This window comes from Caldifermentibacillus hisashii (genome assembly GCF_039654145.1).
In the GTDB taxonomy this organism is placed as follows: domain Bacteria; phylum Bacillota; class Bacilli; order Bacillales; family Caldibacillaceae; genus Caldifermentibacillus; species Caldifermentibacillus hisashii.
The window spans coordinates 1,704,410-1,720,714 of record NZ_CP155467.1; the positions used below are offsets into that span (position 1 = coordinate 1,704,410).

Annotated in this window: 15 protein-coding genes; all 15 read left to right on the top strand. The window is 38.2% G+C overall.

Going from position 1 to position 16,305, the window contains the following annotated elements:
- Window position 1 precedes the first annotated feature (1 nt).
- Complete coding sequence (gene infB, locus NSQ14_RS08080; protein WP_034769829.1) at window positions 2-2,329, top strand: translation initiation factor IF-2; 2,328 nt, start codon at window positions 2-4, stop codon at window positions 2,327-2,329.
- Window positions 2,326-2,604, top strand: coding sequence for a DUF503 domain-containing protein (locus NSQ14_RS08085; RefSeq protein WP_034769830.1), 279 nt, complete (start codon window positions 2,326-2,328; stop codon window positions 2,602-2,604). The genes infB and NSQ14_RS08085 overlap by 4 nt, the downstream gene beginning before the upstream one ends.
- Before the next feature lie 16 nt (window positions 2,605-2,620).
- On the top strand, window positions 2,621-2,980 hold the full coding sequence (rbfA, locus tag NSQ14_RS08090) for a 30S ribosome-binding factor RbfA (RefSeq protein WP_034769831.1): 360 nt from the start codon (window positions 2,621-2,623) through the stop codon (window positions 2,978-2,980).
- A 140-nt stretch (window positions 2,981-3,120) separates the two neighbouring features.
- A complete protein-coding gene (truB, locus tag NSQ14_RS08095; RefSeq protein WP_346208438.1) occupies window positions 3,121-4,032 on the top strand; it encodes a tRNA pseudouridine(55) synthase TruB in 912 nt (303 codons plus the stop codon).
- Window positions 4,033-4,052: 20 nt separating this feature from the next.
- Window positions 4,053-4,991 carry a riboflavin biosynthesis protein RibF gene (gene ribF / locus NSQ14_RS08100; protein ID WP_346208439.1) on the top strand — a complete coding sequence of 313 codons (939 nt, stop codon included), beginning with the start codon at window positions 4,053-4,055 and terminating at the stop codon, window positions 4,989-4,991.
- Window positions 4,992-5,189: 198 nt separating this feature from the next.
- Window positions 5,190-5,459 (top strand): 30S ribosomal protein S15, encoded by a 270-nt coding sequence (gene rpsO / locus NSQ14_RS08105; RefSeq protein WP_034769835.1) that lies wholly within the window; start codon window positions 5,190-5,192, stop codon window positions 5,457-5,459.
- A gap of 144 nt (window positions 5,460-5,603) precedes the next feature.
- Complete coding sequence (pnp, locus tag NSQ14_RS08110; protein WP_346208440.1) at window positions 5,604-7,706, top strand: polyribonucleotide nucleotidyltransferase; 2,103 nt, start codon at window positions 5,604-5,606, stop codon at window positions 7,704-7,706.
- Between the two features lie 173 nt (window positions 7,707-7,879).
- Window positions 7,880-8,863, top strand: coding sequence for a polysaccharide deacetylase family protein (locus NSQ14_RS08115; RefSeq protein ID WP_034769837.1), 984 nt, complete (start codon window positions 7,880-7,882; stop codon window positions 8,861-8,863).
- Window positions 8,864-8,999: 136 nt separating this feature from the next.
- Window positions 9,000-10,235 (top strand): pitrilysin family protein, encoded by a 1,236-nt coding sequence (locus NSQ14_RS08120; RefSeq protein ID WP_346208441.1) that lies wholly within the window; start codon window positions 9,000-9,002, stop codon window positions 10,233-10,235.
- Between the two features lie 122 nt (window positions 10,236-10,357).
- A complete protein-coding gene (locus tag NSQ14_RS08125) occupies window positions 10,358-10,609 on the top strand; it encodes a YlmC/YmxH family sporulation protein (RefSeq protein WP_034769870.1) in 252 nt (83 codons plus the stop codon).
- A gap of 161 nt (window positions 10,610-10,770) precedes the next feature.
- Complete coding sequence (gene dpaA / locus NSQ14_RS08130) at window positions 10,771-11,676, top strand: dipicolinic acid synthetase subunit A (protein WP_340500673.1); 906 nt, start codon at window positions 10,771-10,773, stop codon at window positions 11,674-11,676.
- Window positions 11,673-12,266, top strand: a complete 594-nt coding sequence (locus tag NSQ14_RS08135; protein ID WP_034769843.1) for a dipicolinate synthase subunit B — start codon at window positions 11,673-11,675, stop codon at window positions 12,264-12,266. Before dpaA ends, NSQ14_RS08135 begins: the two co-directional genes overlap by 4 nt.
- A 229-nt stretch (window positions 12,267-12,495) precedes the next feature.
- Window positions 12,496-13,545, top strand: a complete 1,050-nt coding sequence (locus NSQ14_RS08140; protein ID WP_034769844.1) for an aspartate-semialdehyde dehydrogenase — start codon at window positions 12,496-12,498, stop codon at window positions 13,543-13,545.
- A 295-nt stretch (window positions 13,546-13,840) separates the two neighbouring features.
- On the top strand, window positions 13,841-15,118 hold the full coding sequence (gene dapG, locus NSQ14_RS08145; protein ID WP_216408323.1) for an aspartate kinase: 1,278 nt from the start codon (window positions 13,841-13,843) through the stop codon (window positions 15,116-15,118).
- A gap of 5 nt (window positions 15,119-15,123) precedes the next feature.
- Window positions 15,124-16,002, top strand: a complete 879-nt coding sequence (dapA, locus tag NSQ14_RS08150) for a 4-hydroxy-tetrahydrodipicolinate synthase (protein ID WP_343191085.1) — start codon at window positions 15,124-15,126, stop codon at window positions 16,000-16,002.
- Window positions 16,003-16,305 lie beyond the last annotated feature (303 nt).

Below are 16,305 nucleotides of genomic sequence, written 5' to 3' on the forward strand. Positions count from 1 at the left end.
AATGACGAAAATGCGTGTATATGAATATGCAAAGAAAAACAATGTTACAAGTAAAGTCGTTATTGAAAAATTGAAAGAACTAAATATAGAAGTGTCCAACCATATGACAACAATTGAACCGAGTGCCATAAAACAATTAGATGAAACTTTTGGGAAAGGAAAGTCAAAATCAACGAAAGAGCCTATGACAAATAAACAATCAGAAAATAAACAGACTAATAGAAACAAACCACAAACAAGGGAAAATAAACAAAAATCAAAGGGTGGCACCCAATCGAATAAAAATCGTTCACAAAATTCAAATAAAAAAACAACCCAAGCAAAAATAAAACCAACTGCAAAAAAGGTGCCAACTCCAGTAATTGCAGATGAAGAAGTATTAGATGATGTTGCTATTCCTAACAGGGTCAAAGTAAAAACACCTCCTAAAAATAAGGAAGGGAAAAAATACGATCAAGAGTTTCGATCAAAAGAAAACAAAGCTTTTAATCGAAATAAAAACAAGGCGAAATCGGGACAAAAGAAAAAGAGTAGTTCACCAGTCCAAACTCCACCTGTGAGAAAAGAAAAGGAACTTCCTAAGAAAATTTCATACACAGATACTCTCACAGTTGCGGAATTGGCGAAAAAATTGCATCGGGAACCATCTGAAATCATAAAAAAACTATTTATGCTTGGAGTCATTGCCACAATTAACCAAGAATTAGATAAAGATGCTATTGAGTTGATTACAAGTGAATATGGTGTGGAAGTCGAGGAAAAAGCCAGCGTCGATATATCCGATTTAGAATCTTTTATTACAGAGGATAGTCCGGAAAATTTGAGCGAACGTCCTCCTGTTGTAACGATTATGGGTCATGTTGACCACGGCAAAACGACTTTACTTGACTCAATCCGCCATACAAAGGTTACCCAAGGTGAAGCCGGTGGCATTACGCAACATATCGGTGCCTATCAAGTAGAAATTAACCAGAAAAAAATTACTTTCCTTGATACGCCCGGGCATGCTGCATTTACAACGATGCGGGCACGTGGGGCTCAAGTGACCGATATCACTATTTTAGTTGTTGCAGCGGATGATGGTGTCATGCCGCAAACGGTCGAAGCCATTAACCATGCCAAAGCTGCGGATGTTCCGATCATTGTTGCAGTCAACAAAATTGATAAGCCGGATGCCAATCCAGAACGGGTCATGCAAGAATTATCGGAATATGGATTGATTGCCGAAGATTGGGGCGGGGATACGATTTTTGTTCCGATCTCAGCTTTAACCGGTAAGGGAATTGATCAATTGTTGGAAATGATTCTGCTTGTCAGTGAAATGGAAGAATTGAAGGCAAACCCGAATCGGAATGCATACGGAACCGTCATTGAAGCAAAACTTGATAAAGGAAGAGGTTCAGTCGCAACACTGCTTGTTCAAAACGGAACATTGAAAATCGGCGATCCGATTGTTGTCGGCAATACTTATGGACGTGTTCGGGCTATGGTTAATGACCGCGGTCGACGGGTAAAAGAAGCAGGTCCATCGGCAGCTGTCGAGATTACCGGCTTAAATGAAGTTCCTCAAGCGGGCGATCGATTTGTCGTATTAGAGGATGAAAAAACCGCTCGTCAAGTTGGCGAAGCACGCAGCCAAAAAGCACTGCAGGAAACGAGAAACGAGACAGCTCGGGTAAGCCTTGATAAATTATTTGAACAAATGAAACAAGGTGAATTGAAAGAACTGAACATTATCGTTAAAGCTGATGTTCAAGGATCAGCCGAAGCATTAGTTGCTTCTTTACAAAAAATCGATGTGGAAGGCGCAAAAGTAAACATTATTCATACCGGCGTCGGGGCAATCACCGAATCAGATATTATCTTGGCCACAGCATCGAATGCCATTATTGTCGGCTTCAATGTCAGACCAAATCCAAATGCAAAACGAATGGCAGAAGAAGAAAAGGTCGACATTCGCTTACACCGGATCATCTATAAGGTTATTGATGAAATTGAACAAGCAATGAAAGGTTTATTGGATCCGGAATATCAAGAGAAAGTAATCGGCCAAGCTGAAGTGCGGACAACATTTAAAGTTTCAAAAGTTGGTACAATTGCCGGTTCTTATGTAACAGACGGCAAAGTGACAAGAGATAGCTCTGTTCGGCTAATTCGCAACGGAATTGTCATTTTTGAAGGTGAAATAGACTCGCTGAAACGATTCAAAGATGATGTGAAGGAAGTCAGTCAGGGATATGAATGCGGGATTACTATAAAAAACTTCAATGATATTAAAGAAGGCGATATAATTGAAGCGTATATCATGGAGGAAATTAATGCGAAATGATACTTTCGGCTTCAGTTGAGTGCATAATCTATGATGCCCAATCTTTAAAAGAAAAACGTTCAGTACTAAAGAAAATCATTGCACGAATTCAAAACCGTTATAATATTGCCATTGCAGAAGTGGATCAACAAAATGTATGGCAAAGGACGAAATTGGTTTTAGTAACTGTTGGCTCATCAAGAACCGTTGCTGAACAGGAATTGCAAAAAGGATTAGCACTCATAGATTCATTTCCGGAAATTGAAAGAACCGAAACAGTTTTTGAATGGTTTTAAACTAGAGGTGATAAACTTGAACATACGTGCAAAACAAGTTGGCGAACAGATGAAAAAAGAACTGAGTGAAATAATTAGCCGGAAAATTAAAGATCCGCGAGTCGGATTTGTTACCGTAACGGATGTAGAAGTGACAGGCGACCTTCAACAGGCAAAAGTATTTATCTCTGTTTTGGGCGATGATAAACAGAAAGAAGAGTCACTCATTGGATTAACAAAGGCAAAAGGTTTTATCCGTTCTGAGATTGGTCGACGCATCCGTTTAAGAAAAACACCGGAAATCCTATTCGAATTTGATGAATCAATTGATTATGGAAATCATATCGAAACATTGATCCATCAACTTCATAAAGATGAAGTTCAAGGTGAAGAATAATTTGTTTTAGAGGGCTATCCAAAGTTTCATTTCCGTTATTTTGTATAAAAAGGTAATTTGTGAAACGATATCTTTTCATACGAAAACAGAAACTTTTTGGATTGCCCTTCGTTTTCCTTAGGAGAAAGTCAGGTGAAAAAATGAATGGCGTTATTCCGTTATGGAAACCAAAAGGCATGACCTCACATGATTGTGTAATAAAAATCAGGAAATTATTAAGTACAAAAAAAGTTGGACATAGTGGTACGCTCGATCCAAATGTGACCGGTGTACTGCCAATATGTGTAGGAGAAGCGACAAAAATTGTTCAATATGTAACAAATTTTGGAAAATGTTATCAAGCAGAAATAACGATTGGCATCTCAACAACGACAGAAGACAGTGACGGAGACATCGTACAAACGAAGCCCGTCAAACAGCCAATTACAAGAGATGAAATTTTGAAAGCTTTAAAACAACTTACCGGGGAGATTACCCAAATACCACCGATGTATTCCGCAGTAAAAGTCAATGGGAAAAGATTATATGAATATGCTCGGGAAGGAATAGAGATAGAAAGACCTGAACGGACTGTTACCATCTATGCATTGGAGCTGCTGGATGATAACGAAATATTTAACGGGGAATTCATCCGCTTTTCCGTCCATGTAAAATGCAGTAAAGGAACGTATATACGCACTTTGGCTGTGATGATCGGGGAATTGTTAGGTTATCCTGCCCATATGTCAAAACTTGTTCGAACATCAGCCGGTGGAATAGAACAGGAGCAATGTTTAACATTTGAACAAATTGAAGAGAAAATTACCAAAGGATTAACGAACGAAATCTTTTTACCGATTAAATCTGTTTTGTTTCAATTGCCGAAATATGAAATTCATGATACATTAGCTAATAGAGTAAAAAATGGTGCACTTATTCCTATACCTGATCATTTACTTTATACCCTTGGTCCTATTGCTGTTTATTACAAGGGGAAAATATTAGCCATTTATAAACACCATCCAACTAAGCAAGGGATCTTGAAGCCTGATCGTGTTTTCGTAGGGAATTGAAACGAAAGGTGAGTTCATCAGTGGAAATCATACGACTACAAATACCCAATAATTTAAAAAAAGAATCATTACCACCACTGTCATTGGCAATCGGTTATTTTGACGGTGTACATATTGGCCACCGAACGGTCATGTTAACGGCAAAATCGACGGCAGAAGAAAAAGGTTTAAAAAGCGGTGTGATGACATTTGACCCTTCACCAAAAGCCGTCCTTGGGGATAATCCTGAAGAAGTCAAATATATTACTTTGCTCAATGATAAAATTCAATTAATTGAACAACTCGGATTTGATTATTTATTTATTGTCCCTTTTACAAGAACATTAGCTAATTTCTCTCCGGAAGAATTTATTAATAATTATATTATTCAATTGAATGTCCAGCATTTAGTCGCCGGATTTGATTACACATATGGTAAATTTGGAAAAGGGACAATGGATAATATAGAAACATATAGTAAGGACCGCTTTTCACATCAAACGATTGGTAAGGTAGCAAAAAATGATTTAAAAATCAGTTCCACGCTTATCCGGGATTTAATCCAAAAAGGTCATGTCGATGAAGTGCCTGACTATTTAGGGAGATTTTATTCAGTTTGCGGGTTTGTTATTCACGGGAAAAAACGGGGAAAACAATTAGGTTTTCCAACCGCCAATCTCATGATTCATGAACGATATATACTTCCGATGAACGGTGTTTATATTGTCCGGTTATTAGTAGATGGAAAATGGGAAGAAGGCGTCGCAAGTATCGGCTACAATCCGACTTTTAATGAACAACAAACGGAGCGTTTTATTGAAGTTCATTTAATCGACTTTGACAGAGATATATATGGAAAGCCGATTATTCTTGAATGGCGTAAACGGTTGAGAGATGAATTAAAGTTTGATGTGATAGATGAACTTGTTGAACAAATCGGTAAAGATAAACAAGATGCGATTAAATACTTTAATAGGTAATTTTTAAACAATATGCTTTGCTTTCCTTCTTTTTTACAAAAATAGTCATTTCGGAATGGAAGAATGGATAGTGTTGCTTGCATTTTTGAATAAAAAGTAGTATTCTATATACCGTATGATACGAACCTTTGCTTGGCATGCCGATAACTCCGACGCTCGCTCAGCAAAGGGGATTAGAAAAATATGGAGGTGAATATAATGGCATTGACACAAGAACGTAAAAATGAAATTATTGCGGAGTTCAAAACGCATGAAAATGATACCGGATCACCGGAAGTTCAAATTGCCATTCTTACTGAAAAAATTAACTTGTTGAATGAGCATTTAAAAACGCATAAGAAAGACCATCATTCTCGTCGCGGTTTGATGAAAATGGTAGGAAAACGTCGTAACCTGTTAGCTTACTTGCGAAATAATGATGTACAACGTTACCGTGAGTTGATCAACAAATTAGGTTTGCGCCGATAGAAAAAAGCGGGATAATCCCGCTTTTTTATTAGGATACAAATATCGTAACTGTTGTTCCAGAAACTGACGATTATGTCAATTGGAGTTTTGTTAACAATACATAACAAGACGTTTCAAAATAAAAATAATGAAAGGAGTTCATTTATGGAAAGTGAGAAACATACATTCTCCTATAATTGGGGTGGCAGACCGCTTACAATTGAAATTGGTCAATTAGCGAAACAAGCGAACGGTGCCTGTCTAGTCCGATATGGAGAAAGTGCAGTTCTTTGCACAGCGACTGCATCGAAAGATCCGAAAACTGTTGACTTTTTCCCTTTAACTGTAAATTATGAAGAGCGACTGTATGCAGTAGGGAAAATACCGGGGGGATTTATAAAAAGGGAAGGGCGACCGAGTGAACATGCGATTCTCTCCAGCCGTCTGATTGACAGACCGATTCGACCGCTATTCCCCGATGGTTTTCGAAATGAAGTTCAAGTGGTCAGTGTTGTCATGAGTGTTGATCAAGATTGTTCGACTGAAATGGCTGCCATGGTCGGGTCGTCAATTGCACTTTCAATATCCGATATTCCGTTTCAAGGCCCGATAGCAGGTGTTGTCGTCGGCAGAGTCGATGGTGAGTTTATCATTAACCCGACCGTTGAACAAGCTGAAAAAAGCGATATTCATTTAACTGTTGCAGGTACAAAGGATGCCATTAATATGGTTGAAGCAGGCGCTAATGAGGTACCTGAAGAAATTATGTTGGAAGCAATCATGTTTGGTCACGAAGAAATTAAGCGACTAATTGCATTCCAAGAGCAAATCATGGGTGAAGTCGGAAAAGAAAAAATGGATGTTGTTTTATTTGAAATTGATCAGGAAATTGAAACTGCCGTAAAGAGTCTTTGTGAAAAAGAAATGATTCAGGCGATCCAAGTTCCCGAAAAACATGCACGGGAAGATGCTATCGAAGCTGTGAAAAATGAAGTTTTGGCGAAATACGAAAGTGAAGAAGCGGACGAAGAAACATTAAAACAAGTAAAATCCGTTCTTGATAAGATTGTTAAGGAAGAAGTTAGACGGTTGATTACCGTTGAAAAAATTCGTCCGGATGGCCGAAAAATTGATGAAATCCGTCCATTATCATCAGCGGTCGGTTTATTACCAAGAGCCCACGGATCCGGTTTATTTACACGCGGTCAGACACAAGCATTAAGTGTTTGTACGCTTGGTGCATTAGGTGATGTCCAAGTTTTAGACGGATTAGGGTTAGAAGAATCAAAACGTTTTATGCATCATTATAATTTTCCGCCGTTTTCAGTCGGGGAAACCGGACGAATGGGTGGACCCGGACGCCGAGAAATTGGACATGGTGCTTTAGGCGAACGTGCTTTAGAACCGGTTATTCCATCCGAGAAGGAATTTCCTTACACCATTCGGCTTGTTTCTGAAGTATTAGAATCCAATGGTTCTACGTCCCAAGCAAGTATTTGCGGTTCTACTTTAGCATTGATGGATGCAGGGGTTCCAATTAAGGCACCGGTTGCCGGTATTGCGATGGGACTGGTTAAATCGGGCGAACATTATACAATTTTAACTGACATCCAAGGAATGGAAGATCATCTCGGCGATATGGACTTTAAAGTTGCAGGAACTTCCAAAGGTGTAACTGCCTTACAAATGGATATTAAAATTGAAGGTCTTTCCCGTGAAATTTTAGAAGAGGCGCTGCAACAAGCGAAAAAAGGCCGGATGCAAATTTTGGAACATATGTTATCAACAATAAGCGAGCCTCGTAAACAATTATCAAAATTTGCACCGAAAATTCTATCCATAAAGATTAATCCTGAAAAAATTGGTGATGTGATCGGACCAAGCGGGAAACAAGTGAAAAAAATTATCGAAGAAACAGGCGTTAAAATTGATATTGAACAAGACGGTACCGTTTATATTGCCTCCAGTGATCAGGAAATGAATGAAAAAGCCCAAAAAATCATTGAAAATATTGTCCAAGAAGTAGAAGTAGGGAAAATTTATTTGGGTAAAGTTAAAAGGATTGAAAAATTTGGGGCATTTGTTGAAATTTTAAATGGAAAAGATGGACTTGTTCATATTTCTGAACTTGCCGAAGAACGAGTCGGTAAAGTAGAGGATGTTGTCAAAATTGATGATGAAATCCTTGTAAAAGTTACCGAAATTGATAAACATGGAAGAATTAATCTGTCACGAAAAGCTGCCTTACGTGAACAAAAGCAAAAATAATCTTTAATTGATGGAGATGAACCTTAAGTTGATTTAACTTCATTTCCTCTGTTATATTTAAGACTGGACTTTCTCAAGCGAGTAGGTCCATTTTTCATTTATCAAAGATTTTATCCCTCCAAACGTTCTATCTTGTCCTATCCATTCATACGATTGGATAGGGGGGATGAAGTATGGGAAAAAACATATACCAGAAGCTTTCGGCGATCATTATTATCGGCTTTTTATCATTTTTAATCGTGAAAAATCCTTTATCCGATACATATGTGGAAAAATTACGTTCTGACGCTATGACTGTGTCTTCAGTAAAAGATGCTTTATTGATTGAAATTGAAGAAAAATCAGCGCAATATGAAGTTCCACCTCAAGATGCCAAAATTGATCGTGTATGGAAAAAAATGCCAGGTTATAATGGCTTGAAAGTTGATATAGATGCTTCCTATGATAAAATGAAAGAAGATGGTGTCTTTGATGAAAATAAACTTATATTTAAACAAGTCTCGCCTAAAGTTCATTTAGAAGATTTGCCACCTGCACCAATCTACCGCGGACATCCTGACAAACCAATGATCGCTTTGACGATTAATGTTGCGTGGGGTAATGAATATTTATCTTCCATATTGGCTACGTTGAAAAAGCACAATGTTCAAGCCACATTTTTTCTTGAAGGACGTTGGGCCAAGGAAAATCCCGACCTAGTCAAAATGATTGATGAAGGCGGCCATGAGATCGGGAATCATTCTTACAGCCATCCGGATATGAAAACAATAAGCAATGACCGAACCAAAAAGGAATTGGCAGATACGAATGAAATCATTCGTGCGACAATTGGTAAGGCACCTGCACTTTTTGCACCGCCGAGTGGAAGTTATCATGATAAAACGGTCGAAATCGCAAATGATATGGATATGAAAACAATTATGTGGACGGTGGACACGATCGACTGGCGAGATCCCCCGGTTTCTACTTTGTTAAACCGTGTTCTAAAACAATTGCATAACGGCGCAATCATTTTGGCTCACCCGACCCGTTCAACGGATGCGGCTCTTGAGAAGTTGTTAACTGAAATAAACGAAAAAGGGTACAAGATCGGAACGGTTTCTAACCTGCTTGATGAAAAACGGTTGAATTACAGAACAAGTGAATCGGGCAGCTGATACATATAGCAATCAACCACATATATTCATCGTTGACAAAAAGTTCATTTATAATTTTACTTACGGGTTTGATTAATAAAAATCATTGAAAACGTAATAATAAATATAGAATAGCTCTGAATTAGGAGGAACTTACTTGATAAAAAAATATACTTGTCAAAATGGCGTTCGGATTGTACTTGAAGAAATACCGACAGTCCGGTCCGTGGCCATTGGGATTTGGGTAAAAACCGGTTCACGGTATGAGACAAGAGAGCAAAACGGTATTTCACATTTCCTTGAACATATGTTTTTTAAAGGAACAGAAAATCGTTCGGCACAAGAGATTGCTGAGTCCTTTGATCGGATCGGCGGACAAGTTAATGCGTTCACTTCAAAAGAATATACTTGTTATTACGCCAAAGTATTAGACACCCATACGAAAGTAGCATTAGACTTATTGGCAGACATGTTCTTTCATTCGGTATTTGATGAAAATGAAATTGCGAAAGAAAAAGGCGTTGTCTTGGAAGAAATTAAAATGTACGAAGATACGCCGGATGATATTGTTCATGATTTATTAAGTAAAGCCATTTACGGTAATCATCCGTTAGGTTATCCGATATTAGGTATAGAAGAAACATTGCAAATATTTTCCGGAGACACATTAAGGCAGTATATGCATCATGCATACAGACCGGAAAATGTTGTCGTCTCTATTGCCGGGAATATTAATGAAATATTTATTAATGATGTTGAAGCACGCTTTGGACATTATGAAGCTGGGAAAGAACAATTCCGAATCGAAAAACCGTCTTTTTATCAAGAAAAACTTGCGCGAAAAAAAGAAACGGAACAGGCTCATCTATGTTTAGGTTTTCAAGGTCTTCCGTTTGGTCATAAAGATATCTATTCGGTAATTATTGCCAACAATGCTCTTGGTGGAAGCATGAGCAGCAGACTTTTTCAAGAAGTACGTGAAAAAAGAGGCTTGGCCTACTCTGTGTATTCTTATCACACAGCGTTCGAGGACAGTGGATATTTAGCCATATATGGAGGAACCGGAGCAAATCAATTGGATAGTTTATATGAAACTATTCAAGAAACGCTACACTTGTTCGTAAAAGAAGGGATTTCTGAAAAAGAATTAACCAACAGCAAAGAACAGTTGAAAGGGAACTTAATGCTCGGCTTAGAAGGTACCAACAGTCGCATGAGTCGAAATGGGAAAAATGAATTGTTATTAAGAAAACATCAGACTTTGGATGAAATTATTGATATGATCGATGCAGTGCAAAAAGAGGATGTCGATCGAATGATAAAAGAAATTTTTACTGAAAAAGCCTCAGTTGCCTTGATTAGCCCGGATGGAAAAATACCACAATTGCTGTAAATGATTCAATATTCATCTTGTCAGCTTCCAACGACAAAATCACATTCCTGCTTGTCCTGCCCTTCTAAAATGATCGAACTGCTAATACATTATAAAAAGAAGGACAGGAAAGGGTGAGTGAATTGCGCTTGAGTGAATTGGGAGGTAAGGAAATCGTTGACGTAAAAAAAGCCGAGAGATTAGGTGTCCTCGGTCAAACCGACTTGGAAATCAATGAACAAACCGGGCAGATAGTCGCTTTAATCATTCCAACAGGAAAATGGTTTCAATTTCGTAAGGCACAAGGAGAAATTCGTGTCCCGTGGAAATATATAAAAAAAATCGGGACAGATATGATTATCATCGATTTCCCGGATGAAGAATATGAAGATTAAAAATTAGCAATAAGCAATCGAGTAAAATCGGTTGCTTTTTTTTTTATAAAATTAGAAAGGAAAAATTTCCAACACACACATAGATAAAAGACATCATATGATAATAAAGAATTTGATGTCATGGTTCTTGGAAATTGTAACGAAGAAGGTGAAAATACTTCATGTTGTTAACAGGTTTGCACATAGTGATTATGGGTGGTGACGCTAGACAAATTGAGGTCATCCGAAAATTAAGCGAACTGGGTGCGAAGATATCTTTGATTGGTTACGAACAACTGGATCATTCTTTTACAGGAGCTGTTAAAGAAAAAATTGATGAGATAAATTGGCAGGAGATAGATGCAATTATATTACCTGTCGCAGGTACAAGTTTAGATGGGGAAATCGATACCATCTTTTCTAATGAACATATTCGCATAGACGAAAATAAAATAAGCAAAACACCACCGCATTGTACCATTTATTCCGGGATTACGAATACTTATTTGACGAAAATCACACAAAAGGCAGGAAGAAAATTAGAATTAATATTTGACCGTAATGATGTAGCCATCTATAACTCGATTCCGACGGTAGAAGGTATCATTATGCTCGTCATTCAAAATACTGACTTTACCATTCACGGTTCCAAGACGGTTGTTCTCGGTTTCGGTCGCAATGGAATGACGATCTCCAGAGTTTTTCATGGACTTGGAGCAAAATTAAAAGTTGGTGCCAGGAACGCAGAACATATTGCTCGAATCGAAGAAATGGGTTTAGATTCTTTCCATCTTAACGATCTTGAAGAATTTGTAAAAGATGCAGATATTGTCATCAATACAATCCCTCACTTAGTCGTAACCGCTAATGTCATTTCAAAAATGCCTCATCACACACTGATTATCGATATAGCTTCCAAACCGGGAGGAACGGATTTTCGCTATGCAGAAAAACGGGGGATTAAGGCTATTTTAACCCCGAGTTTGCCGGGTATTGTTGCTCCAAAGACAGCCGGACAAATTTTGGCCAATGTTCTCGTCGAGTTATTACATGATGATTTATTAAAAAGAAAGGGGAACGTAAAATGAAAGTAGAAGGAAAAAGAATCGGTTTTGGATTAACCGCATCCCACTGTACGTATGATCAAGTTTTACCGGAAATTGTTAAATTAGTAGAAAATGGCGCAGAAGTCGTACCGATCGTTACTTGGACGGTAAAAAATACAACGACCAGATTTGGATCCGGAGAAGAGTGGATTGAAAAAATTGAAAGAGCAACCGGTAATAAAGTCATTGATAATATTGTCGACGCAGAGCCGCTTGGGCCAACATATCCCCTCGATTGCATGGTCATAGCACCCATGACGGGAAACTCGATAAGTAAAATGGCAAACGCATTAACAGATTCTCCGGTGTTAATGGCTGCAAAGGCAACCATGAGAAATCACCGACCGGTCGTACTTGGAATCTCAACGAATGATGCGCTTGGTCTGAATGGTGTAAACCTGATGCGACTCATCGCGGCAAAGGATATATACTTTATTCCATTTGGCCAAGATGATCCTTATAATAAACCGAAATCAATGGTTGCTGACATGACTCTACTGCTTGAAACGGTAGAAGCTGCTTTAGAACATAAACAAATTCAACCGGTATTGATTGAACGGTATAAAAAATAGACGTATTTCAATTGAAGCAACAATATGTTAAGATAAATTATCAATTGTCCACTTCCAATATATTTTTAAAACAAAAAAATTATCCATAATTTCCTGGAGTATGATAAAATATAGGATAAATCAGGTTAACACGTTGTGACGTGTGATGGGAAATCGAATTAGGCTATATTCGATTCCCTTTTTTTAAAACGATAAAATGAAATGGTCAAGAGTGGAAGGGGAAAAACAAATGGCAAATAATCGTTATCATGTTGCAGTTGTTGGAGCCACCGGTGCAGTAGGCGAACAAATGATTAAAACATTGATAGAAAGGGATTTTCCAATATCAAAATTAACTTTACTATCCTCAGCTCGTTCTGCCGGAAAAACAGTTCAATTTAAAGGTGAAACAATAACTGTTCACGAAGCAAAACCGGAAAGTTTTGAAGGTGTAGATATTGCTTTATTTTCTGCGGGTGGAAGTGTTTCGAAACAATTGGCTCCGGAAGCTGTGAAAAGAGGAGCAATTGTCGTTGATAATACAAGTGCATTTCGAATGGATCCGGATGTACCATTGGTTGTACCTGAAGTAAATGAAGAAGACTTGCAAAAACACCAAGGAATTATTGCAAATCCAAACTGTTCGACGATCCAAATGGTAGTCGCTTTGGAACCGATTCGCCAAAAATTCGGTTTAAATAGAGTCATTGTCTCAACTTACCAAGCAGTAAGCGGTGCAGGTAACCAAGCTGTTCAAGAATTGTACAGTCAAACAAAAGATGTTTTAGATAATAAAGAAGCTCAAGCAAAGATTCTGCCTGTAAAAAATGATAAAAAACATTATCAAATTGCTTTTAATGCGATTCCGCAAATTGATGTTTTCCAAGATAACGGTTTTACTTTTGAAGAAATGAAAATGATTAATGAAACGAAAAAAATTATGCATATGCCCGAACTCAAAGTAGCGGCTACTTGTGTCCGTATTCCGGTAGCGTCCGGACATTCCGAATCGGTTTATTTTGAAGTTGAAACAGATCACGTAAGTACTTTAGAAATTAGAAATCTTTTATCTACTGCCCCGGGGATTGTTCTGGAGGATAATCCGAGTGAGCAAATTTATCCGTTGGCAACGAACGCTGTCGGTCAACGTGATGTGTTTGTCGGTCGGATTCGTAAAGACTTAGATGAAAAAAATGGCTTTCACATGTGGGTTGTTTCCGACAATTTACTAAAAGGAGCGGCATGGAATTCTGTGCAAATTGCCGAAAGTTTAATAAGACTCGGTCTGCTTAATAAATAATAAAGTGAAACTTCCATCAGTGGGATTCTTCCCGCTGATGGTTAGTTGAACCAATCGGGCACTTACGGGAACTTATCTTCCTCTTTACATCTTTGATTTTACTTAAGACTTAAGAGGAAGATTTAGTGACCGTTTGTGCGGGATAAAGTGAAACTTCCATCAGTGGAGTTTTTCTCATTCCCCACCTATCTTTAATGTAATCTCAAAATCTTGAGGTGGGGGGTCTTGACTCGCCGTTAAGGTGGGATAATGAAATACGACTATTGGCATAACTTTTTTTTGGTTGAGGTGTTATATGAGAAAAATTATCGTACAAAAATTTGGCGGTACCTCTGTACGAACAGAAGAAAACCGTTTGCATGCATTAAAACATATAAAAAAAGTAATTGAAGAGGGATATAAATCGGTTGTCGTTGTTTCCGCCATGGGAAGAATGGGCGACCCTTATGCAACAGATACTTTGCTCTCCCTTGTCGGCGGTTCAAATACAAAAGTATCAAAGCGCGAACAAGATATCCTTATGTCATGCGGAGAAGTAATCTCGTCGGTTGTTTTTACAGAAATGTTGCTGGAAAACGGGATCAAAGCTGCTTCATTAACCGGGGCTCAAGCGGGATTCCGCACAAACGATGATTTTACAAATGCAAAAATTGTCGAAATGGATACGACCCGGTTATTAAAGGAACTTGAATCTCATGATGTCGTTGTGGTTGCCGGATTTCAAGGAATCACCGCTAATGGCGATGTGACAACGATTGGACGCGGTGGTAGTGATACATCTGCAGCAGCATTGGGGGCAGCGTTACAAGCGGATTGGATCGATATTTTTACAGATGTAGCCGGAGTCATGACAGCTGATCCAAAATTGACTGAAAAGGCTCGCCCACTAGATATTGTTACGTATAATGAAGTGAGCAATTTAGCCTATCAGGGGGCAAAAGTCATTCACCCGCGAGCAGTAGAAATCGCTATGCAAGCAGATGTTCCGATTCGTGTGCGCTCTACTTATTCAGATGCAAAAGGGACATTGGTTACAAAGTTATCAAAAATAAAACGGGGAACGGATATCAAGGAAAGATTAGTCACTGGAATCGCCCATGTCTCCAACGTAACGCAAATAAAAGTATTGGCAAAAAAAGGTCAATTTAATTTACAGGTGGAAGTATTTAAGGCGATGGCTTCGGAGCAAATCTCGGTAGATTTCATAAATATATCACCGAATGATGTCGTCTATACAGTGAGTGACGATATGGCCGATAAAGCGAAAGCAACACTGGAATTATTAGGATATGAACCATATTTAGAAAAACATTGTGCAAAGGTGTCGGTCGTTGGCGCAGGAATTACCGGCGTACCTGGTGTTGCATCGAAAATCGTAACGGCTTTATCAAATCAAGGGATTCGAATTTTACAATCGGCTGACAGTTATACAACAATCTGGGTATTAGTAAAACAAGATGATCTAAAAAAAGCGGTCAATGCACTTCATGATGCATTTCAACTGGAAAAAGCCGAAATCGATGTTGAGGCGATTGATGAAAAAAGCTCATTTATAAACAAAATGAAGGAGTGAAGAAAATGAGCATTTTTGGACGAATATCTACCGCGATGGTTACTCCTTTTGATGCAAAAGGGAATATTGATTTTCAAAAAACATCCCATTTGGTTGAATATTTGCTGAAAAATGGCAGTGATTCGCTTGTCATCTCAGGTACAACCGGTGAATCACCGACTTTGACTTTTGAGGAAAAAGCGGCATTATTTAAACATGTTGTAAACGTAGTTGATAAACGAGTTCCTGTTATCGCCGGGACCGGTAACTATAACACAAAGGACTCGATTGAATTAACGAAAAAAGCCGAGGACATTGGTGTCGATGCCATTTTACTCGTTGCTCCTTATTATAATAAGCCGAATCAAGAAGGTTTGTATCAGCATTTTAAGGCAATTGCCGAAAGTACGAGTTTACCAGTTATGATTTATAATATTCCGGGTCGTTCGTCAGTTAATATTGAGCCGGAAACAATCATCCGTTTGAGCGAAGTCCCAAACATAAAAGCGGTGAAAGAAGCGAGCGGAAATCTTGTGCAAATGACTCAAATCATAGCAAATACGCCGGATGATTTCGTTTTATATTGTGGGGACGACAGTTTAGCGCTGCCGACTCTTTCCATCGGTGGTGTCGGTGTTGTTTCTGTTGCTGCGCATATCATTGGGAATGAAATGCAACAAATGATTCAAGCGTTTTTCTCGGGAAATGTTACAGAGGCAGCAAAATGGCATCAAAAGCTTTTGCCAATTATGAAAGGATTGTTTGCCGCCCCTAGTCCGGCTCCGGTAAAAACCGCATTACAATTAAAAGGTTTAAATGTCGGTTCCGTCCGTTTGCCTCTTGTTCCACTAACAGAAAAGGAACGGAATAAATTGGCAGAATTGTTAAAGACGCTTGATCATTAATACCTAAAAAGGATTTTCTAAATCATTTTCACAAAGTATCATGTGCAACCTGTATAGTTTGAAGAAATATTGATTCTAAGCATAAATTTTTTAGAAAATATACTTTTTGGTACAATCAATTTTATTCGATCAAAATATGTTAAAATTACGGGACATCCATACATGTGAAAATTCTTAGTTGGATAAATGAACAACAACCAACTTAGGACCTCTTCACAATCGGGTGTCCCGATTATTATATTCATATTGTAATCAGTAAACTATGATAAAATGATATAAGTCCAAAAAAAAGTTGCAGTGGAA

Bases quoted from the DNA above. Each gene is read 5' to 3' on its own strand.
- infB (WP_034769829.1), top strand. From the start codon at position 2: ATGACGAAAATGCGTGTATATGAATATGCAAAGAAAAACAATGTTACA.
- NSQ14_RS08085 (WP_034769830.1), top strand. From the start codon at position 2,326: ATGATACTTTCGGCTTCAGTTGAGTGCATAATCTATGATGCCCAATCT.
- truB (WP_346208438.1), top strand. From the start codon at position 3,121: ATGAATGGCGTTATTCCGTTATGGAAACCAAAAGGCATGACCTCACAT.
- rpsO (WP_034769835.1), top strand. From the start codon at position 5,190: ATGGCATTGACACAAGAACGTAAAAATGAAATTATTGCGGAGTTCAAA.
- pnp (WP_346208440.1), top strand. From the start codon at position 5,604: ATGGAAAGTGAGAAACATACATTCTCCTATAATTGGGGTGGCAGACCG.
- NSQ14_RS08115 (WP_034769837.1), top strand. From the start codon at position 7,880: ATGGGAAAAAACATATACCAGAAGCTTTCGGCGATCATTATTATCGGC.
- dpaA (WP_340500673.1), top strand. From the start codon at position 10,771: ATGTTGTTAACAGGTTTGCACATAGTGATTATGGGTGGTGACGCTAGA.
- NSQ14_RS08135 (WP_034769843.1), top strand. From the start codon at position 11,673: ATGAAAGTAGAAGGAAAAAGAATCGGTTTTGGATTAACCGCATCCCAC.
- NSQ14_RS08140 (WP_034769844.1), top strand. From the start codon at position 12,496: ATGGCAAATAATCGTTATCATGTTGCAGTTGTTGGAGCCACCGGTGCA.
- dapG (WP_216408323.1), top strand. From the start codon at position 13,841: ATGAGAAAAATTATCGTACAAAAATTTGGCGGTACCTCTGTACGAACA.
- dapA (WP_343191085.1), top strand. From the start codon at position 15,124: ATGAGCATTTTTGGACGAATATCTACCGCGATGGTTACTCCTTTTGAT.